Annotated in this window: 17 protein-coding genes; 13 read left to right on the top strand and 4 right to left on the bottom strand. The window is 39.3% G+C overall.

The features are described from left to right. Window positions 1–743: 743 nt before the first annotated feature. The 3 genes from EKM78_RS00005 to recD2 are packed head-to-tail and all read left to right on the top strand — an operon-like array spanning window position 744 to window position 4,484. Window positions 744–1,397, top strand: a complete 654-nt coding sequence (locus EKM78_RS00005) for a histidine phosphatase family protein (RefSeq protein ID WP_164507112.1) — start codon at window positions 744–746, stop codon at window positions 1,395–1,397. Window positions 1,398–1,405: 8 nt separating this feature from the next. After that, a complete protein-coding gene (locus tag EKM78_RS00010) occupies window positions 1,406–2,059 on the top strand; it encodes a tetratricopeptide repeat protein (protein ID WP_125767712.1) in 654 nt (217 codons plus the stop codon). Next, window positions 2,043–4,484, top strand: coding sequence for an SF1B family DNA helicase RecD2 (recD2, locus tag EKM78_RS00015; protein ID WP_125767714.1), 2,442 nt, complete (start codon window positions 2,043–2,045; stop codon window positions 4,482–4,484). Before EKM78_RS00010 ends, recD2 begins: the two co-directional genes overlap by 17 nt. 206 nt (window positions 4,485–4,690) lie before the next feature. Here the strand turns inward: recD2 and EKM78_RS00020 are convergent, their stop codons facing one another. The 4 genes from EKM78_RS00020 to def form a co-directional block, all read right to left on the bottom strand. After that, a complete protein-coding gene (locus tag EKM78_RS00020; protein ID WP_125767716.1) occupies window positions 4,691–5,650 on the bottom strand; it encodes a diacylglycerol/lipid kinase family protein in 960 nt (319 codons plus the stop codon). Window positions 5,651–5,945: 295 nt separating this feature from the next. Further along, entirely contained in the window at window positions 5,946–7,637 is a 1,692-nt protein-coding gene (rnjA, locus tag EKM78_RS00025) for a ribonuclease J1 (RefSeq protein WP_125767718.1), read from the bottom strand. Window positions 7,638–7,640: 3 nt separating this feature from the next. After that, window positions 7,641–7,853: a DNA-directed RNA polymerase subunit epsilon gene (locus EKM78_RS00030; RefSeq protein ID WP_125767720.1), complete on the bottom strand. Its 213-nt coding sequence runs from the start codon at window positions 7,851–7,853 to the stop codon at window positions 7,641–7,643. Window positions 7,854–8,006: 153 nt separating this feature from the next. After that, on the bottom strand, window positions 8,007–8,567 hold the full coding sequence (gene def / locus EKM78_RS00035) for a peptide deformylase (protein WP_125767722.1): 561 nt from the start codon (window positions 8,565–8,567) through the stop codon (window positions 8,007–8,009). Between the two features lie 190 nt (window positions 8,568–8,757). On the opposite strand from def, the gene EKM78_RS00040 reads away from it, so the two are divergent. From EKM78_RS00040 to typA, 10 genes are all read left to right on the top strand, one after another. Continuing rightward, on the top strand, window positions 8,758–9,222 hold the full coding sequence (locus EKM78_RS00040; protein ID WP_125767724.1) for a CidA/LrgA family protein: 465 nt from the start codon (window positions 8,758–8,760) through the stop codon (window positions 9,220–9,222). Continuing rightward, window positions 9,206–9,955 (top strand): LrgB family protein, encoded by a 750-nt coding sequence (locus EKM78_RS00045; protein ID WP_125767726.1) that lies wholly within the window; start codon window positions 9,206–9,208, stop codon window positions 9,953–9,955. The genes EKM78_RS00040 and EKM78_RS00045 overlap by 17 nt, the downstream gene beginning before the upstream one ends. A gap of 55 nt (window positions 9,956–10,010) precedes the next feature. After that, window positions 10,011–11,006 (top strand): D-2-hydroxyacid dehydrogenase, encoded by a 996-nt coding sequence (locus tag EKM78_RS00050; protein WP_125767728.1) that lies wholly within the window; start codon window positions 10,011–10,013, stop codon window positions 11,004–11,006. Between the two features lie 121 nt (window positions 11,007–11,127). After that, window positions 11,128–12,234 (top strand): thiamine pyrophosphate-dependent dehydrogenase E1 component subunit alpha, encoded by a 1,107-nt coding sequence (locus tag EKM78_RS00055; protein WP_125767730.1) that lies wholly within the window; start codon window positions 11,128–11,130, stop codon window positions 12,232–12,234. Then, a complete protein-coding gene (locus EKM78_RS00060) occupies window positions 12,234–13,211 on the top strand; it encodes an alpha-ketoacid dehydrogenase subunit beta (protein ID WP_125767732.1) in 978 nt (325 codons plus the stop codon). Before EKM78_RS00055 ends, EKM78_RS00060 begins: the two co-directional genes overlap by 1 nt. Window positions 13,212–13,244: 33 nt before the next feature. Beyond that, the gene (locus EKM78_RS00065; protein ID WP_125767734.1) at window positions 13,245–14,543 is read left to right on the top strand and encodes a 2-oxo acid dehydrogenase subunit E2; all 1,299 of its coding nucleotides are present in this window, start codon (window positions 13,245–13,247) and stop codon (window positions 14,541–14,543) included. Between the two features lie 7 nt (window positions 14,544–14,550). Continuing rightward, window positions 14,551–15,978, top strand: coding sequence for a dihydrolipoyl dehydrogenase (gene lpdA / locus EKM78_RS00070; protein ID WP_125767736.1), 1,428 nt, complete (start codon window positions 14,551–14,553; stop codon window positions 15,976–15,978). Window positions 15,979–16,053: 75 nt separating this feature from the next. After that, window positions 16,054–16,359 (top strand): UPF0223 family protein, encoded by a 306-nt coding sequence (locus EKM78_RS00075; protein ID WP_125767737.1) that lies wholly within the window; start codon window positions 16,054–16,056, stop codon window positions 16,357–16,359. Further along, window positions 16,331–17,113 (top strand): inositol monophosphatase family protein, encoded by a 783-nt coding sequence (locus tag EKM78_RS00080; RefSeq protein ID WP_125767739.1) that lies wholly within the window; start codon window positions 16,331–16,333, stop codon window positions 17,111–17,113. The genes EKM78_RS00075 and EKM78_RS00080 overlap by 29 nt, the downstream gene beginning before the upstream one ends. A 53-nt stretch (window positions 17,114–17,166) precedes the next feature. Then, window positions 17,167–19,032 carry a translational GTPase TypA gene (gene typA / locus EKM78_RS00085; protein WP_125767741.1) on the top strand — a complete coding sequence of 622 codons (1,866 nt, stop codon included), beginning with the start codon at window positions 17,167–17,169 and terminating at the stop codon, window positions 19,030–19,032. Window positions 19,033–19,087: the final 55 nt, after the last annotated feature.

Raw genomic sequence — 19,087 nt, forward strand, 5'->3', positions numbered from 1 at the left:
AGAAATGAGAGAAAAGTCAGAAATGGCTGCTTAAGAAATTATTATATTTAAACTGTCCGGTTGAAAAATCTGCCTCACGACGTCGATTTGAGCTTATTCGGGAAGTTCGCCCGAACAATCTCAAATACGAGTCTTCCTCTAAGCTCCTGCGTCGCCAAGAGGAATTTGGCGGCTGAGGGCTGTATCCCCGGGCCCCTCCGTCTAGATAGTGAAATAATCCCCCCCTGGTTGAGATTTACAGATCTATTTTGTACAAATTGGCACTGTTTGCTCGTCCTATTTCTCACATGTCTATCTCAGGCCTTATCTATTCTGGTGGGAGTAGGTGCTTCCTTTTCTTATTAGGATATATTCTCTTTCTAGATTACTTACTCTTTTTTCGGTTCGCGGGACTTTGCTCCGCTCATTTTGTTTCCTGGCTTACATTGCTGTTGATTTCTTCTTTTCTTGGTTGGTTAGATATGTTAAAACTTTTTTTCTCTTACTTTCGCTTCTTGCTCGCGTGCTCGTTCCTTGCACTCTTGCCTAGTTCTTCTGTTTTCTATTTTCTCTATTTATTCGTTTCTTGCTCGCGTACTCGTTTCACTTGTACCCTTGCTTTTGGCTCGTCTTTTTTCTTTTTCTTACGTTTATTCAATGATTGTTGTTTAGTTGCGTATCTTTCTTTTCTGTTGACGGGGCTTGGACTTGAAAAATGGGGTGATTATCTCCATAATTGTAGTATTACAACTATAAGAGGTATGATGATGGATTTGTATTTTGTTCGACATGGTAAGACGCAGTGGAATTTGGAAGGTAAGTATCAAGGTAGTCATGGGGATTCTCCTTTGTTACCTGAGAGTATTGACGATATTAAGCTGTTGGCTCACCGGTTGAAGGATATTCCTTTTCAGCATGCTTATACTAGTCCTATTTTGCGCGCTAAGCGGACTGCTGAACTTTTGTTGGATGATCTTGGTAAGAAGATTCCTTTGACTGAAGTTGATGGATTGAAAGAGTTTGATTTGGGCGATATGGAAGGGCAGCGTTTTGTTGATTTGGAGAAGCAGATCCCTGATGTTATTCATGCTTTTCGTGAAGAACCTGAGAAATATGATGCTGCTAAGATCCATGGTGAATCTTTTGAGTCTGTTATTGAGCGGTCGAATGCTGCTATCAATAAAATCGTTTCGGAGTATCATGATGATGCTTGTTTGTTGTTGGTGAGTCATGGTGCTGCTTTGGTGGCTATGATCCAAGCTTTATTGGGTACTTCGATTGCTGATTTGCGTAAGAATGGCGGTTTGTCTAATTCTAGTTTGACTCATTTGAAATACGATAATGGTCATTATTCACTTGTGAAATGGAACGAGACTAAATTTTTAAATAAGAAATTATCTAGTACTGATACGATCTGAGGTAGTAAATGAGTAGTCAAGAAGAAGTTAAGCGAGCCCATATTCAAGAGCTCGTTGCTAAATTAAATAAAGATAATAGGCAGCTGGATGTTATTTTGGAGCTTTCAGCTAGCTTGGTTGATGTGAATGATCTGGAGCAAGCTGAGGAATTGTTGGCTCGCTCCTTGACTTTATTTCCAGATAATAATGACTTGTTATACAATTTGGGGAATGTCTATTATTTAGCAGATAAGTTTGATCGAGCTGGTGAGATTTTTGATCGCTTGATCAGTGCCGATTATGGTTTTCAAGCTTACTATATGAAAGCTAAGACGCTGAATCAACAAGGTCATGCTAATTTGGCGATTGCTTTTGCGCTGACGGCGGTCGAGAAGGCACCTAAGGATGCGCTGTCCAATGAACTGCTGGCCGATTTGTTAATGACCAACGGTAATTTTGAGTCTTCGATCGATTTTTATCAGAAGGCTCTCAAACTTAAGCCTGTTGCTAAATACTATTTCAATATTGCTATTTGTTTGATGAATTTGGGAAAAGATTACCAATTTTATTTAGAAAAGGCTAAATCTTTGGATGAGAAATATTTCGTTGAACACGAGAAGAAATTGTCTGATCTGCAAAAATTTTTAAGAGAAAATGGAGGTAACGATGACCGAGGAAAATAGTCAATATTTTATTGGGACTGTGAAAGCCATTTTTTTTGAAAATCCGGAGAATCTTTTTAAAATCTTCACGATCAAGATCAAGAAGACTAATACTGACTGGGATGGCAAAGATATTGTAATTACTGGTAGTTTTGGTGAGATTTCTGAAGAGGAAGAATATAAATTTGTTGGTCATTTAGTCGACCACCCTAAATATGGTAAGCAATTCCAGGCTGAGACTTACCATCACAGCCGTCCTAGCGGTCGTAAAGAATTGATCAGTTTTTTTTCTGGAGATGAATTTCCTGGCGTTGGTAAGAAGACTGCTGAGAAGATCGTTGACAAATTGGGTGATGATGCTATCGATAAGATCATGCATGATCCACATGCGCTCGATTTTTTAAAATTGGGTAAAGAGAAGACTCAACAAGTCGTTGATCAAATTTCTAATTCTAATCAGGCGGAACAAACTTTGTTTCAACTTAGTAACTATGGTTTTGGGAATGTTTTGTCCGCTAGGATCTATCAGCATTATGGAGCTAATACTTTAGATAAGATCAGTGAAGACCCTTATAAGCTCGTTTTAGAGATCAAAGGTATTGGTTTTAAACGAGCTGACGAATTAGCTAGACAGCTAGGAATACCTGATGATGACCCTCGACGGATCAAAGGCGCTCTAGTTCAAGTTGTCGACAATATCGTCAATGAGACCGGAGATTCGTTCGTTGTTCATGATGTCTTGTTTCGAGAAGCAATGAAAACTTTGCGAAATCGTAATACTGGCGACGATTTACCGGATAAAATTGAGAGCTGTCTGAAGGAATTAGTCCAATCAGGTCAGCTGATCGTTGATGATTCTAAGATTTATGAAAAGGCTATTTACGATAGTGAATGGTCGATCGCTCAATCACTGAAGATGATCAGTGATACTTTCCAAGACCGTGAGTGGAGCGATAAAGAATATCAGAAGAACCTCAAAGAAGTTCAACAGAAATTCAAAGTTACTTATGATCAGTCTCAGCAAAAAGCTATTCAATCAGCTTTAAATAATTCAGTCTTTCTTCTAACTGGTGGTCCAGGAACTGGAAAGACGACGATCATTAACGGGATAGTTGCGATGTATTCACGCTTGAATGATGCAACGTTAGATCCTTCCGATGAAAATTACTCGATTGCTTTGGCAGCTCCAACTGGTCGAGCTGCTAAGCATATGGGGGAGACTACTGGTCTACCAGCGATGACGATCCACCGTTTGTTGGGTTTGACAGGAACTGAGGACGATGAATATGCGGAACCAACATTAGATTGCAAGCTGTTGATCATCGATGAGATGTCAATGGTCGATACGCGATTATTCAGAACGTTGATCGATGCTGTGCAACCAGGAACGCAAGTTATTTTGGTGGGTGATAGAGATCAATTGCCTTCCGTAGGTCCCGGTCAAATTTTTGCCGATATGATAGCTAGTGATGTTTTTGCCAGCACGATTTTGACTGAGATCCATCGTGTCGACGACGATTCCTCCATAATTCAACTGGCACATGACATTAATCAAGGGATCGTTGACGATGAGATCTTTGCTAAAAAAGCTGATCGTAGTTTTGTTGCTCGGAGTAGTCGTGATATCCCTGATGCTGTCTCGCAAATTATTACTAAATCAGCCGAGAATGGTTATAACATCTCAGATGTCCAGATCCTAGCGCCAATGTATCGTGGAATGGCGGGAATAGACAATTTAAATGCCACCATTCAAAATGTGGTCAATCCCATGACGCAAAAGCGTAAAGAAGTTTCAATCGGGAATGTTCATTATCGAATTAAAGATAAAGTCGTTTATTTGGTCAATTCGCCAGAGGACAATGTCTTTAATGGCGAGATCGGTATGATAGTTGGGATCATTTTAGCAAAAGAAAATAAAGAAAAAGTCGATCAAATAGTGATCGACTTTGATGGCAATGAAGTTGTTTTAGATCGGAAAGATTGGACTAACATTGCTTTGGCTTATTGTACTTCGATCCACAAGGCACAAGGTTCAGAGTTTGAAGTAGTGATTTTGCCTTTAGTTAACGAAGAATCGCGAATGCTGCGAAGGAATTTACTTTACACTGCGATCACCCGCTCTAAAAAATTATTGATCATGGTCGGAGATCGCTCAGCCTTCTCTAGAGCCATAACTGATAAATCGAGTGAACGAAATACCTCACTTAAAGAACGCTTAAGTAATGTCTTCAAGAAGCCAATCGTACAGGCAAAAGCTGCTGCAAGTCCCAAAATTGATGATTCTAACGATGAGCCAGATCAAATATTGGAAGACGAGAATGATCAGTCGGTAGAAGATGACAATTTGACGATGGATAAAATTATGGCTAACTCAATTGATCCGATGATCGGGATGGATGGCGTTAAGCCTTATGATTTTATGAAGAGTATCAACAAATCAAAATGATTCAGTAAAAAGAATTACTAATTATTAAACATAGTTGTATATCTAAAAAAAAGTGGATTTATTTCAAACAATCCTCGGATTTTTTTGATGCTGCTCCATAAAGTTGGCAAATGGACAATTTATCGATATTTCGGATTTGCCAAGTTTATTGAGATAAAAAAGACGATGATGAATTTCTTATCATAAAGAAATTCATCATCGTCTTTTTAGTTACCCGTAACAGGTAACCAGAACAGGTGACTATCTGATTCAAATTTATACTCAAAACGATGTTCACCCAATTCTTCGCCATCCATTTGGCCTTGTTCTGGTTGATGATCATAAATAGTAAATGTTGGTTGTTGAATATGCCAGACATTTTGATCATCCAAATGGGAACCATCAGTCAATAGTTTGACGAATAATTTTACAAAGGTAGTTCCAGTGATTTTGTTGACGACTACCAAATCCAGTTTATGATCGAATGGGTCTGCCTTGGGATCTATGGCAATGCCTCCACCGAAGTAGGGATGGTTAGTAGCAGTAACTATATAAGCATTATCGAAATGTTTTGTTTTACCATTGATCAAGACATCGATATCGAATCCTTTTTGTAGCCGTATCACTTTGACCAAACTGGAAACGTAAGCTAAAGTACCTAATTTTAAAGAATTAAGCACATTTTTTCTTTTTGAATGATTGGTGTAATACACAGCGCTAGCGTCGAATCCCATGCCGATGTTATTGACAAAATATTTGATCCGGTCGGTTTTCAAATCAGTAGCTTTTGCCACATCGATCTCAACTGGTTGAGACATTGCTAATATTCTTTGTAACAATATCGTTGGGTCTTCACGTTTGATCTTGACACCACGACTAAAGTCATTACCTGAACCACTAGGAATGTAAGCAATCGGCGTTTGCGGATACTGCGAGATCTTGACGCCGTTAAGAGCCTGATTTAACGTGCCATCGCCACCAATGACTAAGATCATTTGATCGTTAGATAGTCCATCAGCTAATTCGCGAGCGATACGGATGCCGTCACCGTCGGCCATGGTTTTATGAATTTGATAGTTGATTTGTTTTCTGTCGAGAAATGCCTGAATCTTTTTGCAGGTAGTGTTCGATTGACCATTACCAGCTTTTTGGTTGAAGAGTATTTCTAACTTTTTGACTTTAGCCATAATTTTCCCCCGAAAAAATAAAAGAGAGTGGAAGAAGATGATCAGCTGCTGAGGATTTAGATGGTTTCAGCAAAGAGCGCTGCGAAGCAGAGGTCGCTGAAAGCAACTAAACCGGAGGCGGCTATCTTCTGTAACTCGTTTCAGATAAGAGAGTGGAAGGAGATGGTCAGCTGCTGAGGATTTAGATGGTTTCAGCAAAGAACGCTGCGAAGCAGGGGTCGCTGAAAGCAACTAAACCGGAGGCGGCTATCTTCTTCAACTCGTTTCCAATAAAAAAAGCAGATCAAATGATCTGCTAGGTTGAAGTTGAAATTAACATTGGAAGGATGACAGGATTTCTGGCTGTACGTTTGTACAAGAAATCTTGAAGTCCATCAATAATAATTCGTTTCAGATGTGCTTCAGATACTTTGACTTCTTCATCATCAAAAGCGTTCTTGATCAAGTGGAAAACACGCTTTTGTGCTTGGTTGATCAATTCGCCTGATTCACGCATGTATACAAAACCACGAGATAAAATATCTGGACCGGCCAAGACGATATGTTTCTTGTAATCGATCGTGGCGACTACAACTACCATACCTTCCTCAGAAAGAAGTTGACGATCGTGGATAACGACGTTTCCAATATCACCAACACCTTTACCATCGACATATACGTCACCAGCAGGAAAGTGACCTGCCCGGCGACATGAGTCTTTGGTCAAGGCGAGAACATCACCATTCTCGAGAATGAAAGTATTCTCTTCCGGAACTCCACACAATTGAGCTAGTTCAGTATGGATCTTGAGCATTCGATATTCACCGTGGATCGGCATAAAGAATTTAGGCTTCATTAAACGAAGCATCAATTCTTGTTCCGTTTGACCACCGTGACCAGATGCGTGAATGTTATTAACTTTACCGTGAATTACTTCGGCACCAGCTTCAGAAAGTTGGTTGATCAAATGGTTAACACTGATCGTATTACCAGGGATAGGATTACTTGAGAAAATAACGGTATCTCCAGGTTGGATACTGATCTGACGGTGAGTGCCATTGGCAATTCTACTCAGAGCTGCTAATGGTTCACCTTGAGAACCAGTACAGAGGATCAGAGTTTCATTTGCTGGAGTATGATTCAATTCGTGTACGTCCATGAGCATATCGTCAGGAATATTTAAGTATCCTAACTCACGACCATTTTCGATTGCTTGTTCCATACTACGTCCAAAGACAGCAATTTTACGGTTTTCTTTCATAGCAGCATCGACTGCTTGAGAAATACGATAAATATTTGAAGCGAAAGTAGCGAAAATGATTCGTCCTTTGAGCGTTTCAAATATTTGATGGATCGTTAATCCAACTGATCGTTCAGATTTTGAAAAAGTTGGAATCTCAGCGTTAGTACTATCTGACATCAAAAGTAGGACACCTTCTGAGCCTAGGGCAGCCATCTTTTGTAAGTTAGGTGATGGCAAGCCAGCAACAGGGGTTAAGTCAAACTTGAAATCTCCAGTCTCAACGATGACTCCTTCAGGCGTATGGACCGCAACGCCTAAAGTATCAGGGATAGAGTGAGTAGTTCTGAAGAATGTTACGCTTGTTTTGGGAAATTTGATTACTGAATCTTCACTTAAAACATTTAATTTGGTTGATTGTAATAAGCCATGTTCTTCCAGCTTACCTTTGATCAACGCACAGGCTAAAGGACCAGCATAAACTGGGATATTTGGTAATTGCTTAAGCAAATAAGGAATCCCACCAATGTGGTCTTCATGTCCGTGGGTAATGAATAGACCTTTAATTTTATCTTGATGTTCTACGAGGTAACTGTAGTCGGAAATGACATAATCAATCCCTAGTAGTTCATCTTCAGGGAATTTAATACCAGCATCAATGATGATCAATTCATCTTGGTATTCAACCCCATACATATTCTTTCCGATTTCGCCAAGGCCCCCAATGGCAAAAACTGAAACTTCGTTATTTTTAACGTTTAGAGTCATTAACTAAAACTCCGTTAATTTGAAATTAGGACTCTTTTGTTCATATTCAAGATGCTTTTCGTCAAGCTCTTGAATCAATTCGATATCATAATTTGTTTTTTTTTCAACTGTTTCACGTACATCGATGCTTGATTCAGCATCCATGTATAGTGAATGTGTGTATTCACGACGGGGGTTATCTTGTTTCTTTTCTTGATATAAAACTTTGTATATCACTATAAATTCTCCTTTTGAGTACAGCCAGGCAAAGTATAAACGGCTTTGATCCGGCCTTTTTCAGTCCATTTGGTTGAGTAATCAACAAGTACCACAATTTTAACATATAAATATTTGTAAGTATACTTAATCGACTGACCTGAAAGACTTGTCTTAGGAAATAACTACTGTACTAGGATCGATCTCAAATGGGTTCTTTTTGTTGATCTTGTCGTAGTATAAATGACCATTTAAATGATCGATTTCGTGTTGGCAAACGATGGCAGGGTAGTCACGGACTCTCAGAGTTTGTGAATTTCCGTCAAAGTCGTCATATTTGATGGTAATACGGTCGGAACGAGGCACGAAGCCAGGGACATCTTGATCAACTGACAAACATCCTTCGCCTTGTTCAAGAGCTGCATTTTGAACTGAGTTACGAACAATGACTGGGTTGATCAAGGTGATTTTCAAAAGTGGCTTTTCAGGATCTTCCTCATTAGGAACTAGCACGCTAGCCATCATCTTTGAAACACCAACTTGCGGAGCAGCTAATCCGACACCGGCACGGAGCTGATGTTTTTCAGCGATTTTTTCATCCTGACTGTTAACTAAGTACTCCATCATATCGTGAGCAAGTTGCTTATCTTCGTCACTAAGTGGAAAGATCACATTTTCACTAACTTTTCTTAATACGGGATCGCCATCACGGACGATATCTTTCATTAAATACATATTGACCTCCAATAATGTCTAGTTATTACATAGTATCTCTATTATAAAATAGTTTGCCAATTTTTTTACAATTTAAATATGATTTATTTGTGAATTTCTAGTTCCCATAACTTGTGAATGTATGATAAGCTCTTTTTATGTGCCAAATGTATGCGGTTACATAAATACATAGTAAAGGGAGAGGGCTTTTATGGATGACTCGAAAAAAAAGTCAGCTGTAGGAAAGGAGGAGAAAAAGGAACCTTCTAATATTTTGGTTCAAATTGCAATTTTTGTGTCTGTATTATTTGTTTCTAATATTCTTGCAATGTACATGCCTGAATCATTCCCAGTTCCAGCACCTGTCTGGGGATTGCTAATATTGTACTTTTTATTAACAACAAAGATCGTCAAATTGCATCAGGTTGAGCAAATGTCTACTTTCTTGATCAGTATCATTGGATTCTTATTTGTTCCTTCAGGAGTCCAGCTGTATACCCATCTGGAAATTATTAAATCTGATGGCGTGATGTTGATCCTTGCCATTATCATCTCAACGATCGTGTTATTAGTCGTAATATCTTACACCGCTAAGTTCATTATTATGATCAGCTCCAAGATCCGAGGAAATAATAATGCTAGCGATACTCAGGAGGTCAATGATGGCAATAATTAACAATTCGTTTTTCGGTATTTTTGTTTCGATCGTAGTTTATTTGATCGGTGTATTTTTATTCCGTAAATCCAAAGGCTTTTTCTTATTTCAACCATTATTTGTGGGAATGGTCTTAGGGATTTTTACTTTATGGACGATCCAGCATTTAACCGGTGCATCGCCTGCCGCAGTATATGATGCTTATTGGCAAGGAGGTACTAATAATCATATTGGTGCTAATTTCTTGTTTTGGATGTTAAGTCCAGCCACGATTGCGTTTGCAGTTCCACTTTACAAACGTAATGACCTGGTTAAAAAATATTGGCTTGAGTTGTTGTTAGCGTTGATCATTGGTCTATTTATTTCGCTTGCAGTCATTTATGCAGCTACTAAAGCCATGGGCTTGTCTGACAAAGTTATCGCATCACTACTGCCATCATCAGCTACAACGGCTATCGCTATGCCACTGGCTGCCGGTATCGGCGGAGAACCTGCCATCACAGCGATGACATGTATCTTGAATGCCGTGATCATCTTAGCATTAGGTGATCAACTAGTTAAATTATTCCGGCTTCAAAAAGATCCCATCGGAGTTGGTTTAGGTCTAGGTACTTCCGGAAAAACAGTTGGTTCTGCTAAGGCAGTTCAACTAGGTTCGATCCAAGGTGCAATGGCATCGATCTCACTAGTGGTAATTGGCGTCGTAACTGACTTAGTTGTGCCAATATTCGCAAAGTGGGTTGGATTAGTCTAAGAAACTGATTATTATTAAGTTGTATTAAAAAATTGATTCTTGGAGGCATTAATTTATGAAGCTTATTGACTATGGTGTTAGAGAAGATGAAAGACCTTACATTGAGGAATGGTCGAAGAACAATAACATTGAAGTTAAGATCGTATCTGATTTATTGAATCCTGAAACAATTGAACAAGCAAAAGGTTATGACGGGGTAGTTTGTTATCAACAATTACCTTATGATCCAGCAATTTTTGACAAGATGAATGAATTCGGAATTCACGTCATGTCGTTGAGAAACGTTGGTGTCGACAATGTACCTTTTGATGCACTTAAGAAAAATGATATCAAGTTAACTAACGTACCAAGTTATTCGCCAACGGCAATTGCCGAATATTCAGTGACTGGCTTAATGATTTTGTTAAGAAGTATGAAATCAATGATCAGAAAAGTCGACAAGCATAACTTCTTGTGGGCTCCTGACATCGGCCGTGAACTGAATGAACTGACTGTTGGTGTTGCAGGAACTGGTCGTATTGGTCGTGCAGCGATCAAGATCTATCAAGGATTTGGCGCTAAAGTGATTGCTTTTGATAAGTTCCATAATGAGGATATCGAAAAACAAGGACTTTACGTTGATTCACTAGAAGAATTACTCAAACAATCAGATGTTGTAACACTTCATCTGCCTAGCTTGGGTAAAGGCAATACTGTTATCAATAAAGATACTATTGCCAATATGAAAGACAATGCCATCGTTGTAAATACAGGTCGTGGTGACTTGATCAAGACTGCCGACCTTTACGATGCTGTAGTTTCAGGAAAACTAGCTGGTGCAGTGTTGGATGTTTATGAAAACGAAGTGGGTATTTTCAACGCAGATCATAGTGGTGAACCACTAAATGACGAACTTTTATCAAATATGATCGATAATCCTAAGTTCATTATTTCACCACATATTGCTTTTTACACAACTACGGCTGTAAAGAACATGGCAACCATTTCGTTGGACTCCATGCTCGATGAATTACAAAATGGAAAATCTGATAACGAAATAGACTTAAATTAAAAAATGAAAAGGTTACAGAAATTACCTTGTGTTTTCGTTTAAAAATGATAAACTAAAGGTATTGAAAACCCTTACAGTTTTTCTGTGAGTGTTTTAGCTTTTTATGGAAGGAATGTGAATAATGGCAAATAAATCAGTTGTTGATTTTGAAGCAATTAAGAAAGACTTGGCAAATTTGCCTAAGCCAATTCAGATTTTGGATGAAAATTCAAAAGTTGTAGATCAAGCAGCTTTTGACTCATTCTCTGATGATGACTTAGTTGAATTTATGAAGAAGATGGTTTGGGAACGTGCATTGCACGAACAAACTATGAACTTCTCACGTCAAGGACGTATGGGATTTTATGCTCCTACTGAAGGTGAGGAAGCATCAGAAATGGGTACAGTCTTAGCTATGAAGAAGCAAGACTACCTATTACCTGCTTATCGTGATCTTCCTCAACTAATTCAACATGGTGCTACAGTAACTGAAGCTTACTTGTGGTCAAGAGGACATGTTGTTGGTAACGAGTACAACGCTAATGCAATGATGCCACAAATCATTATCGGTGCTGCATTTGATGAAGCTGCCGGTGTTGGTCTTGGTATCAAGAAGAACAAAGAAGAAGACACAATTGCCTTTACTTATACTGGTGATGGTGGTACTTCACAAGGTGATAGTTACGAAGGAATGAACTTCGCTGGTGCATTCCAAACACCAACTTTATTCATTGTTCAAAATAATGGTTTCGCTATTTCTACACCAAGACATAAGCAAACAGCTGCTCCATCGTTAGCTCAAAAAGCAGTTGCTGCTGGTATCCCAAGTGTTCAAGTAGATGGTATGGATATCTTGGCATGTTACACAGTTGCTAAAGCAGCTCGTGATTATATTGTTGCTGGAAATGGTCCTGTAATGATCGAAACATTAACATATCGTTACGGTGCTCACTCAAGTGCTGGTGATGACCCATCACGTTACAGAACTGAAGAAGACGTGAAACCTTGGCATGAAAAGGATCCTCTCATTCGTTTGAGAAAGGTTCTTGAAGACAAGGGACTTTGGTCAGATGAACAAGAAGACAAACTTGTTGAAGAATATAAGAACTCATTCAAGGACGCTATCAAGGAAGCAGATGCTGTCGCTAAAGACAAAGTTTCAGACATGTTGAAACGTACATTTGAAATTCCAACTCCAGAATTGAGAAAAGAAATCGAAAAATTCGAAGCAAAGGAGTCTAAAGAATAATGGCAAAAATGACTTATATTAAGGCTATCACTGATGCTTTGGACATCATGCTAGAAGATGATCCCAAAACATTGATCTTCGGTGAAGACGTTGGTAAAAACGGTGGTGTCTTCAGAACAACTCAAGGGTTACAAGAAAAATATGGTGAAGACCGTGTCTTCGATACACCATTAGCTGAATCAGGAATCTTAGGTTTAGCAACAGGTTTAGGTGTTAAAGGATTCCGTCCTATTCCTGAAATTCAATTTATGGGATTCTCATTTGAAGCTATGGACCAAATCGTTGGTCAAGAAGCTAGAATGCGTTTCCGTTTCAACGGTAAGCAAACATCACCTGTAACGATCCGTACACCTTATGGTGGTGGTACACATACGGCTGAAATGCATGCTGATAACTTAGAAAACTACTTCGCATCAACACCAGGTTTACGTGTTGTTATGCCAAGTAACCCATATGATGCAAAGGGACTATTGATTTCATCAATTGAAAACAATGACCCAGTGCTATTCATGGAAAACCTTAAGTTATATCGTTCAATGAAGGATGATATTCCAGAAGGTAAATATACTGTTCCATTAGACAAAGCAAACGTTGTCCAAGAAGGTACAGATATTACTATCGTAGCTTACGGTGCTGAAGTTAATGAAGCTAAGAAAGCTGCTGAAACATTAGCTAAGGACGGAGTTTCTGCTGAAGTCATCGACCTTAGAACAGTTTCACCTATTGATACAGAAACAATCTTCAAGTCAATTGAAAAGACACACAAAGTTGTTATCGTTCAAGAAGCTCAAAAGATGGCTGGTGTTGGTGCTACAGTTGCATCTGCAATCGCTGAAGATGCCATCCTTTCACTCGATGCACCAATTGGTAGAGTTGCCGCTCCAAATAGTGTTTATCCATTTGCTCAGGCCGAAGATTACTGGATCCCAGGCGCAGATGAAATTGTCGAGAAAGCAAACGAAATTTTAAACTACTAATTTTTTAAAGCATAGAAGGGAAGGGTTCTAAACATGGCCTTTAAATTTAAACTACCTGAATTAGGTGAAGGAATGGCCGAAGGTGAAGTTGCTAGCTGGCTTGTTAAAGAAGGAGACGAAGTTAAAGAAGATGACTCTTTAGTTGAAATCCAAAATGATAAATCAGTTGAGGAACTACCTTCTCCAGTTTCTGGTACCGTTAAACAAATCGTGGCTCAAGAAGGAGATACTGTAGAAATTGGTGACACTTTGATCGTTATCGATGACGGTTCTGCTGATACAGGTGATGATGACGCTCCTGCAGCTGACGATGCTAAGGCTGATGAAGCTGCACCAGCAGCAGATGACACAGCCGCTCCTGCTGCCGCAGCACCAGCAGAAGCCACTGGTTCAGCTAATGAAAACTATTTAGCAATGCCATCAGTTCGTCAATATGCTCGTGATAAAGGTGTGGACCTTTCAACAGTTACACCATCAGGTAAGCACGGACAAATCACACAAGCTGATGTCGACGCAGCAGGCTCAGGTGCAGCCGCACCAGCTGCATCTGCAGCTGCAGCTCCTGCAGCTGCAGATGCTCCAGCAGAAACAGCTACACCAATCAAACCTTACAAGTCAGATCAACCAGAACTTGAAACTCGTGAAAAGATGTCTATGACTAGAAAGGCAATTGCTAAGGCAATGTCTGAAAGTAAACATAGAACTCCTCACGTTACAAGTTTCGATGATGTTGAAGTTTCAGCATTGATGGCTAACCGTAAGAAGTACAAACAAATTGCTGCTGACAAGGATATCCATCTAACATTCTTGCCATACATCGTTAAAGCATTAGTTGCTGTTATGAAAGAATATCCAGAATTCAATGCTTCGATCGATGATACTACACAAGAAATTGTTTACAAACATTACTTTAATGTTGGTATTGCAACAAACACTGACCATGGTCTATACGTTCCAAATGTCAAGAACGCTGATTCGAAGGGCATGTTTGAAATTGCCAAAGAGATCACAGAAAACTCACAACTTGCTTATGATAACAAACTAAGCATGGACAAGATGTCTGGTGGTTCAATTACTATCAGTAATGTTGGTTCAATCGGTGGTGGCTGGTTTACACCAGTTATCAACCAACCTGAAAGTGCTATTTTAGGTGTTGGTAAGATTGCTAACGAACCATATGTTGACGAAGAGGGCAACATCCAAGTTGGTAAGATGCTCAAGCTTTCATTAAGTTATGATCACAGATTGATCGATGGTGCTTTGGCACAAAATGCATTGAACTTAATGAAGAAACTTCTACATGATCCAGATATGTTGTTAATGGAGGGATAGATAAAACATGGCAGAAAATGTTGTTGAAAAAGATACAGTAATTATTGGTTCAGGTCCTGGTGGATATGTTGCAGCTATTCGTGCAGCAGAATATGGCCAAACAGTCGCAGTTATTGAAAAATCAGACACAGTTGGTGGCGTTTGTCTAAACGTTGGATGTGTTCCTTCAAAGGCACTTATTGCCGCAGGTAACAGATTAAAACAAGACAAAGATTCATCGATTTATGGTATTACAACACAAGGTGCTGAAATTGATTTTTCAAAGACACAAGAATGGAAACAAACACAAGTTGTTGATCGTATGACAAGTGGTGTTAACATGCTTCTTAAGAAACACAAAGTTGAATTGATCAATGGTGAAGCTTACTTAGATAGCAATACACAATTACGTGTAATGCCAAGTGGTCCTCGTCAATTTATGGATAATGGTGGAGGCCAAACTATCAAGTTCAAGAACTTGATTTTGGCAACAGGAAGCCGTCCCGTTGAAATCAGAGGATTTAAGTTTAGCGACCGTATCATTGACTCAACTGGTGGTTTGAACCTTCCAGAAATTCCTAAGGAATTCGTTGTCATCGGTGGTGGATATGTTGGATCAGAGTTAGCTGGTGCTTATGCTGACCTTGGTGCACATGTAACTATCCTTGAAGGTACAAAACAAATCATTCCTAACTTTGAAAAAGACATGGTTTCTATCGTCAAGAAGAACCTTGAATCTAAAGGCGTAGATATTATCACAAACGCAATGGCTAAAAAGGCCGATGAAACTGACAAAGACGTTACTGTAACTTATGAAGTTGATGGTAAGGAACAAACAGTTACTGCAGATTACTGCATGGTAACAGTTGGTAGACGTCCTAACACAGATAACTTCGGAATTGAAATGACAGACGTTAAGACTAATGATCGTGGTTTGATCGAAGTCGACGAAAAAGGTCGTACATCAGTTCCTAACATTTATGCCGTTGGTGATATCGTTCCTGGTCCAGCTCTAGCCCACAAAGCTTTCTTTGAAGCTAAAGTTGCTGCAGGTGCAATCTCAGGTAAGAATACTGCTAATGACTTTATCGGTGTTCCAGCTGTCTGCTTTACTGACCCTGAACTTGCTTCAGTTGGTTTAACTAAAGAAGAAGCTAAAGACAAAGGAATCGAAACAAACGTTGCTAAGTTCCCATTTGCCGGAAACGCACGTGCCGTTTCATTGGATGAAGCTGAAGGATTCGTAAGAATCGTTGCTGAAAAAGAATCAAATACAATCATTGGTGCACAAGTTGTCGGACCTGGTGCTAGTGAATTGATTTCTGAATTAAGCTTGGCGGTTAATTGTCAATTGAATGCGGAGGACGTTGCATTAACGATTCATCCACATCCAACATTGGGCGAACCTGTTCAAGAAGCAGCTGATATTCTTATCGGTTACCCTACACACGTTTAAATTACGCAAAAGCGATGCAATTGCATCGCTTTTTTTGTATCATTAGAAGTGTAATAAGAATGGGGGAGTATGACGATGCGTGAAAACTACAGTTATCCATTAGAGCCTGAATGGAGCGATGACGACATAGTTAAAGTCATCGACTTGTACAATGCAGTTGAAGCTGCTTACGAGCACGGGATCAATAGAGAAGATTTTCTGCAGAAGTACCGTTTATTTTGTAAAGTAGTTCCTATGAAAATGGACCAGCGTCGACTCGACAAAGAATTTGAGCAAGAGTCAGGTTATTCGATTTATCGGGTATTCAAGCAAAGTCAATCTACACCAAGTAATGAGAAAGTAAGGCTACATTATGAAAGAGACAAGTCAAGAAATAGATAATTTTTTGGTAGATCTGTTGTCAAAAGTTGGCCAAAGTCTTCGTGAAGATGTTAACAAGAACAAAAATATTGACACTAAATCAGGGCCCAATGATTTAGTAACTAACTTTGATAAGTCTACTGAAAAGAACGTTGTTGGTATTATCAAGGAACAATATCCGGATGCGACGATCGTTAGTGAAGAAGGCTACGGTGATGACGTAACGTCAATGAAAGGGTTAGTTTTTTTTGTTGATCCGATCGACGGCACAATGAATTTCGTCAAATGCCATGATAGTTTTGCATCAATGATCGGTGTCTATTTAGATGGTAAACCTTTTGTTGGTGCAATCATTAATGTTATGGAGAATAAGATTTTTCATGGTGGACCGGAACTGGGCGTTTTTGAAAATGAACGGAAATTGGCAGCTCCGATCGACCAGACATTAAAGGATGGTCTGGTCATAATCAGTGCGCCAATGGTTTTAGCTGACTACGATAATACTCAAGAGGTCGTAGGTAAGAGTAGCGGTCTAAGAGTCTTAGGCTGTGCTGGTTTAGTCTTTGAACATTTGCTCAAAGGACAGGAAGTTATTTATATGTCTTATTTGCGTCCTTGGGATCTGGCAGCCGGTCGTGTACTTTGTGAGACATTGGGCTTAGCAGTTGTCGGAGTTGACGGACAACCCGTTAATATGCTACAATCACAAGTCGTAATAGCTGGTACAAAGAACGCTGTTTCCGATGTACTTAAGACAGTTAAAAATTCAAAATAAACTGTGAATTACAATCACAGTTTTTTTATTGCAAGTTATTCAACGCATGTTATATGGAAGGAAGAAGTAATTTGACTAAAAGAAGAGAAGATATTAGAAATATTGCTATTATCGCCCACGTTGACCACGGTAAAACAACTTTAGTTAACGAAATGCTAAAGCAATCAGACACATTAGGGGAGCATTATCAAATTCAAGATCGTGCCCTTGATTCAAACGCAATTGAAAGAGAACGTGGTATCACAATCCTTTCCAAAAACACAGCGGTTGATTATGATGGCAAGAAGATCAATATTTTGGATACACCAGGACACGCCGACTTCGGTGGTGAAGTTGAACGTATCATGAAGATGGTTGACGGTGTATTGCTAGTTGTTGATGCTTACGAAGGAACAATGCCACAAACTCGTTTTGTTCTTAAGAAAGCCCTTGAACAACACTTGACACCTATCGTGGTAATCAACAAGATCGATAGACCAGGTGCTCGTCCTGAAGAGGTAGTTGATGAAGTGCTTGAACTATTTATCGAATTAGGTGCCAATGATGATCAACTAGATTTCCCAGTTGTTTATGCTTCAGCTATCAACGGAACATCAAGTTATTCATCAAATCCTGATGACCAAGAACACACAATGAAACCATTGTTTGACACTATCCTAAAGACTATCCCAGCTCCAGTAGACAATTCAGAAGAACCATTACAATTCCAAGTTGCTTTACTAGACTACAACGATTATGTTGGTCGTATTGGTATTGGACGTATTTTCCGAGGTACGATCTCTGTAGGTGATAGTGTTACGGTTATGAAGCTAGATGGGTCAACGAAGAATTTCCGTGTTACTAAGTTATTTGGTTTCATGGGACTTGATCGTGTTGAGATCCAAACTGCCAAAGCTGGTGATTTGATTGCCGTTTCTGGTATGGAAGACATTTATGTTGGTGAAACAGTTACTCCTGTTGATCACCAAGAAGCACTTCCATTGCTACGTATTGATGAACCAACACTACAAATGACATTCCTTCAAAACAACTCACCATTTGCTGGTCGTGAAGGTACAGAAGTTACTGCTAGAAAGATCGATGATCGTTTAAGAAGACAATTGCATACTGACGTTTCTCTTAAAGTTGAGGACACAGATCAAGCTGGTCAATGGTTAGTATCTGGTCGTGGTGAACTTCATCTATCTATTCTTGTTGAAGAAATGCGTCGTGAAGGTTTTGAATTGCAACTTTCTCGTCCTGAAGTTATTTACAAGAATATCGATGGCGTTAACTCAGAGCCATTTGAAGAGGTAACTATCGATACTCCTGACGAATATGTGGGATCAGTTATCGATGCTATGTCACAACGTAAAGGTGACATGGAAAACATGGAGAGTACCGGTAACAGTCAAACTCGTCTAGTATTCTCAGCCCCATCACGTGGTTTGATCGGATTCTCAACTGAATTCCTTTCAATGACTGGTGGATACGGTATTTTGAACCACACATTCTCAGAATACAAACCAGTTGTTAAGAACTGGGAACCAGGTAGAAGAACTGGTGCTTTGGTTTCAATCAACCAAGGTCCTTCAACTACATATTCACTTCAATCAGTTGAAGATCGTGGAACATTGTTCATCGGTGCCGGTGTTGATGTTTATGAAGGTATGATCGTTGGTGAAAGTAGTCGTGATCAAGATATCGCTGTTACTGTTACTAAAGGTAAGAACCTTACTAACACACGTGCTTCTGGTAAAGACCATGCTGCTGCTATCAAGACTCCTAAAGATATGTCTCTAGAACAATCGATCGAGTTCTTGAATGAAGATGAACTTTGTGAAGTAACACCAACAAGTGTTAGACTTCGTAAGAAGATCTTAAACACTAACGAACGTAAGAAGTATGACAAACAACGTAAAATGTCAAAGAAAGCTTAATTATTAATCGAAATAAAAGTCAGGATATTTTCCTGGCTTTTTTTGTATCTTGGAT

Origin of the sequence: Companilactobacillus furfuricola, from assembly GCF_003946325.1 — a bacterium.
GTDB lineage: Bacteria > Bacillota > Bacilli > Lactobacillales > Lactobacillaceae > Companilactobacillus > Companilactobacillus furfuricola.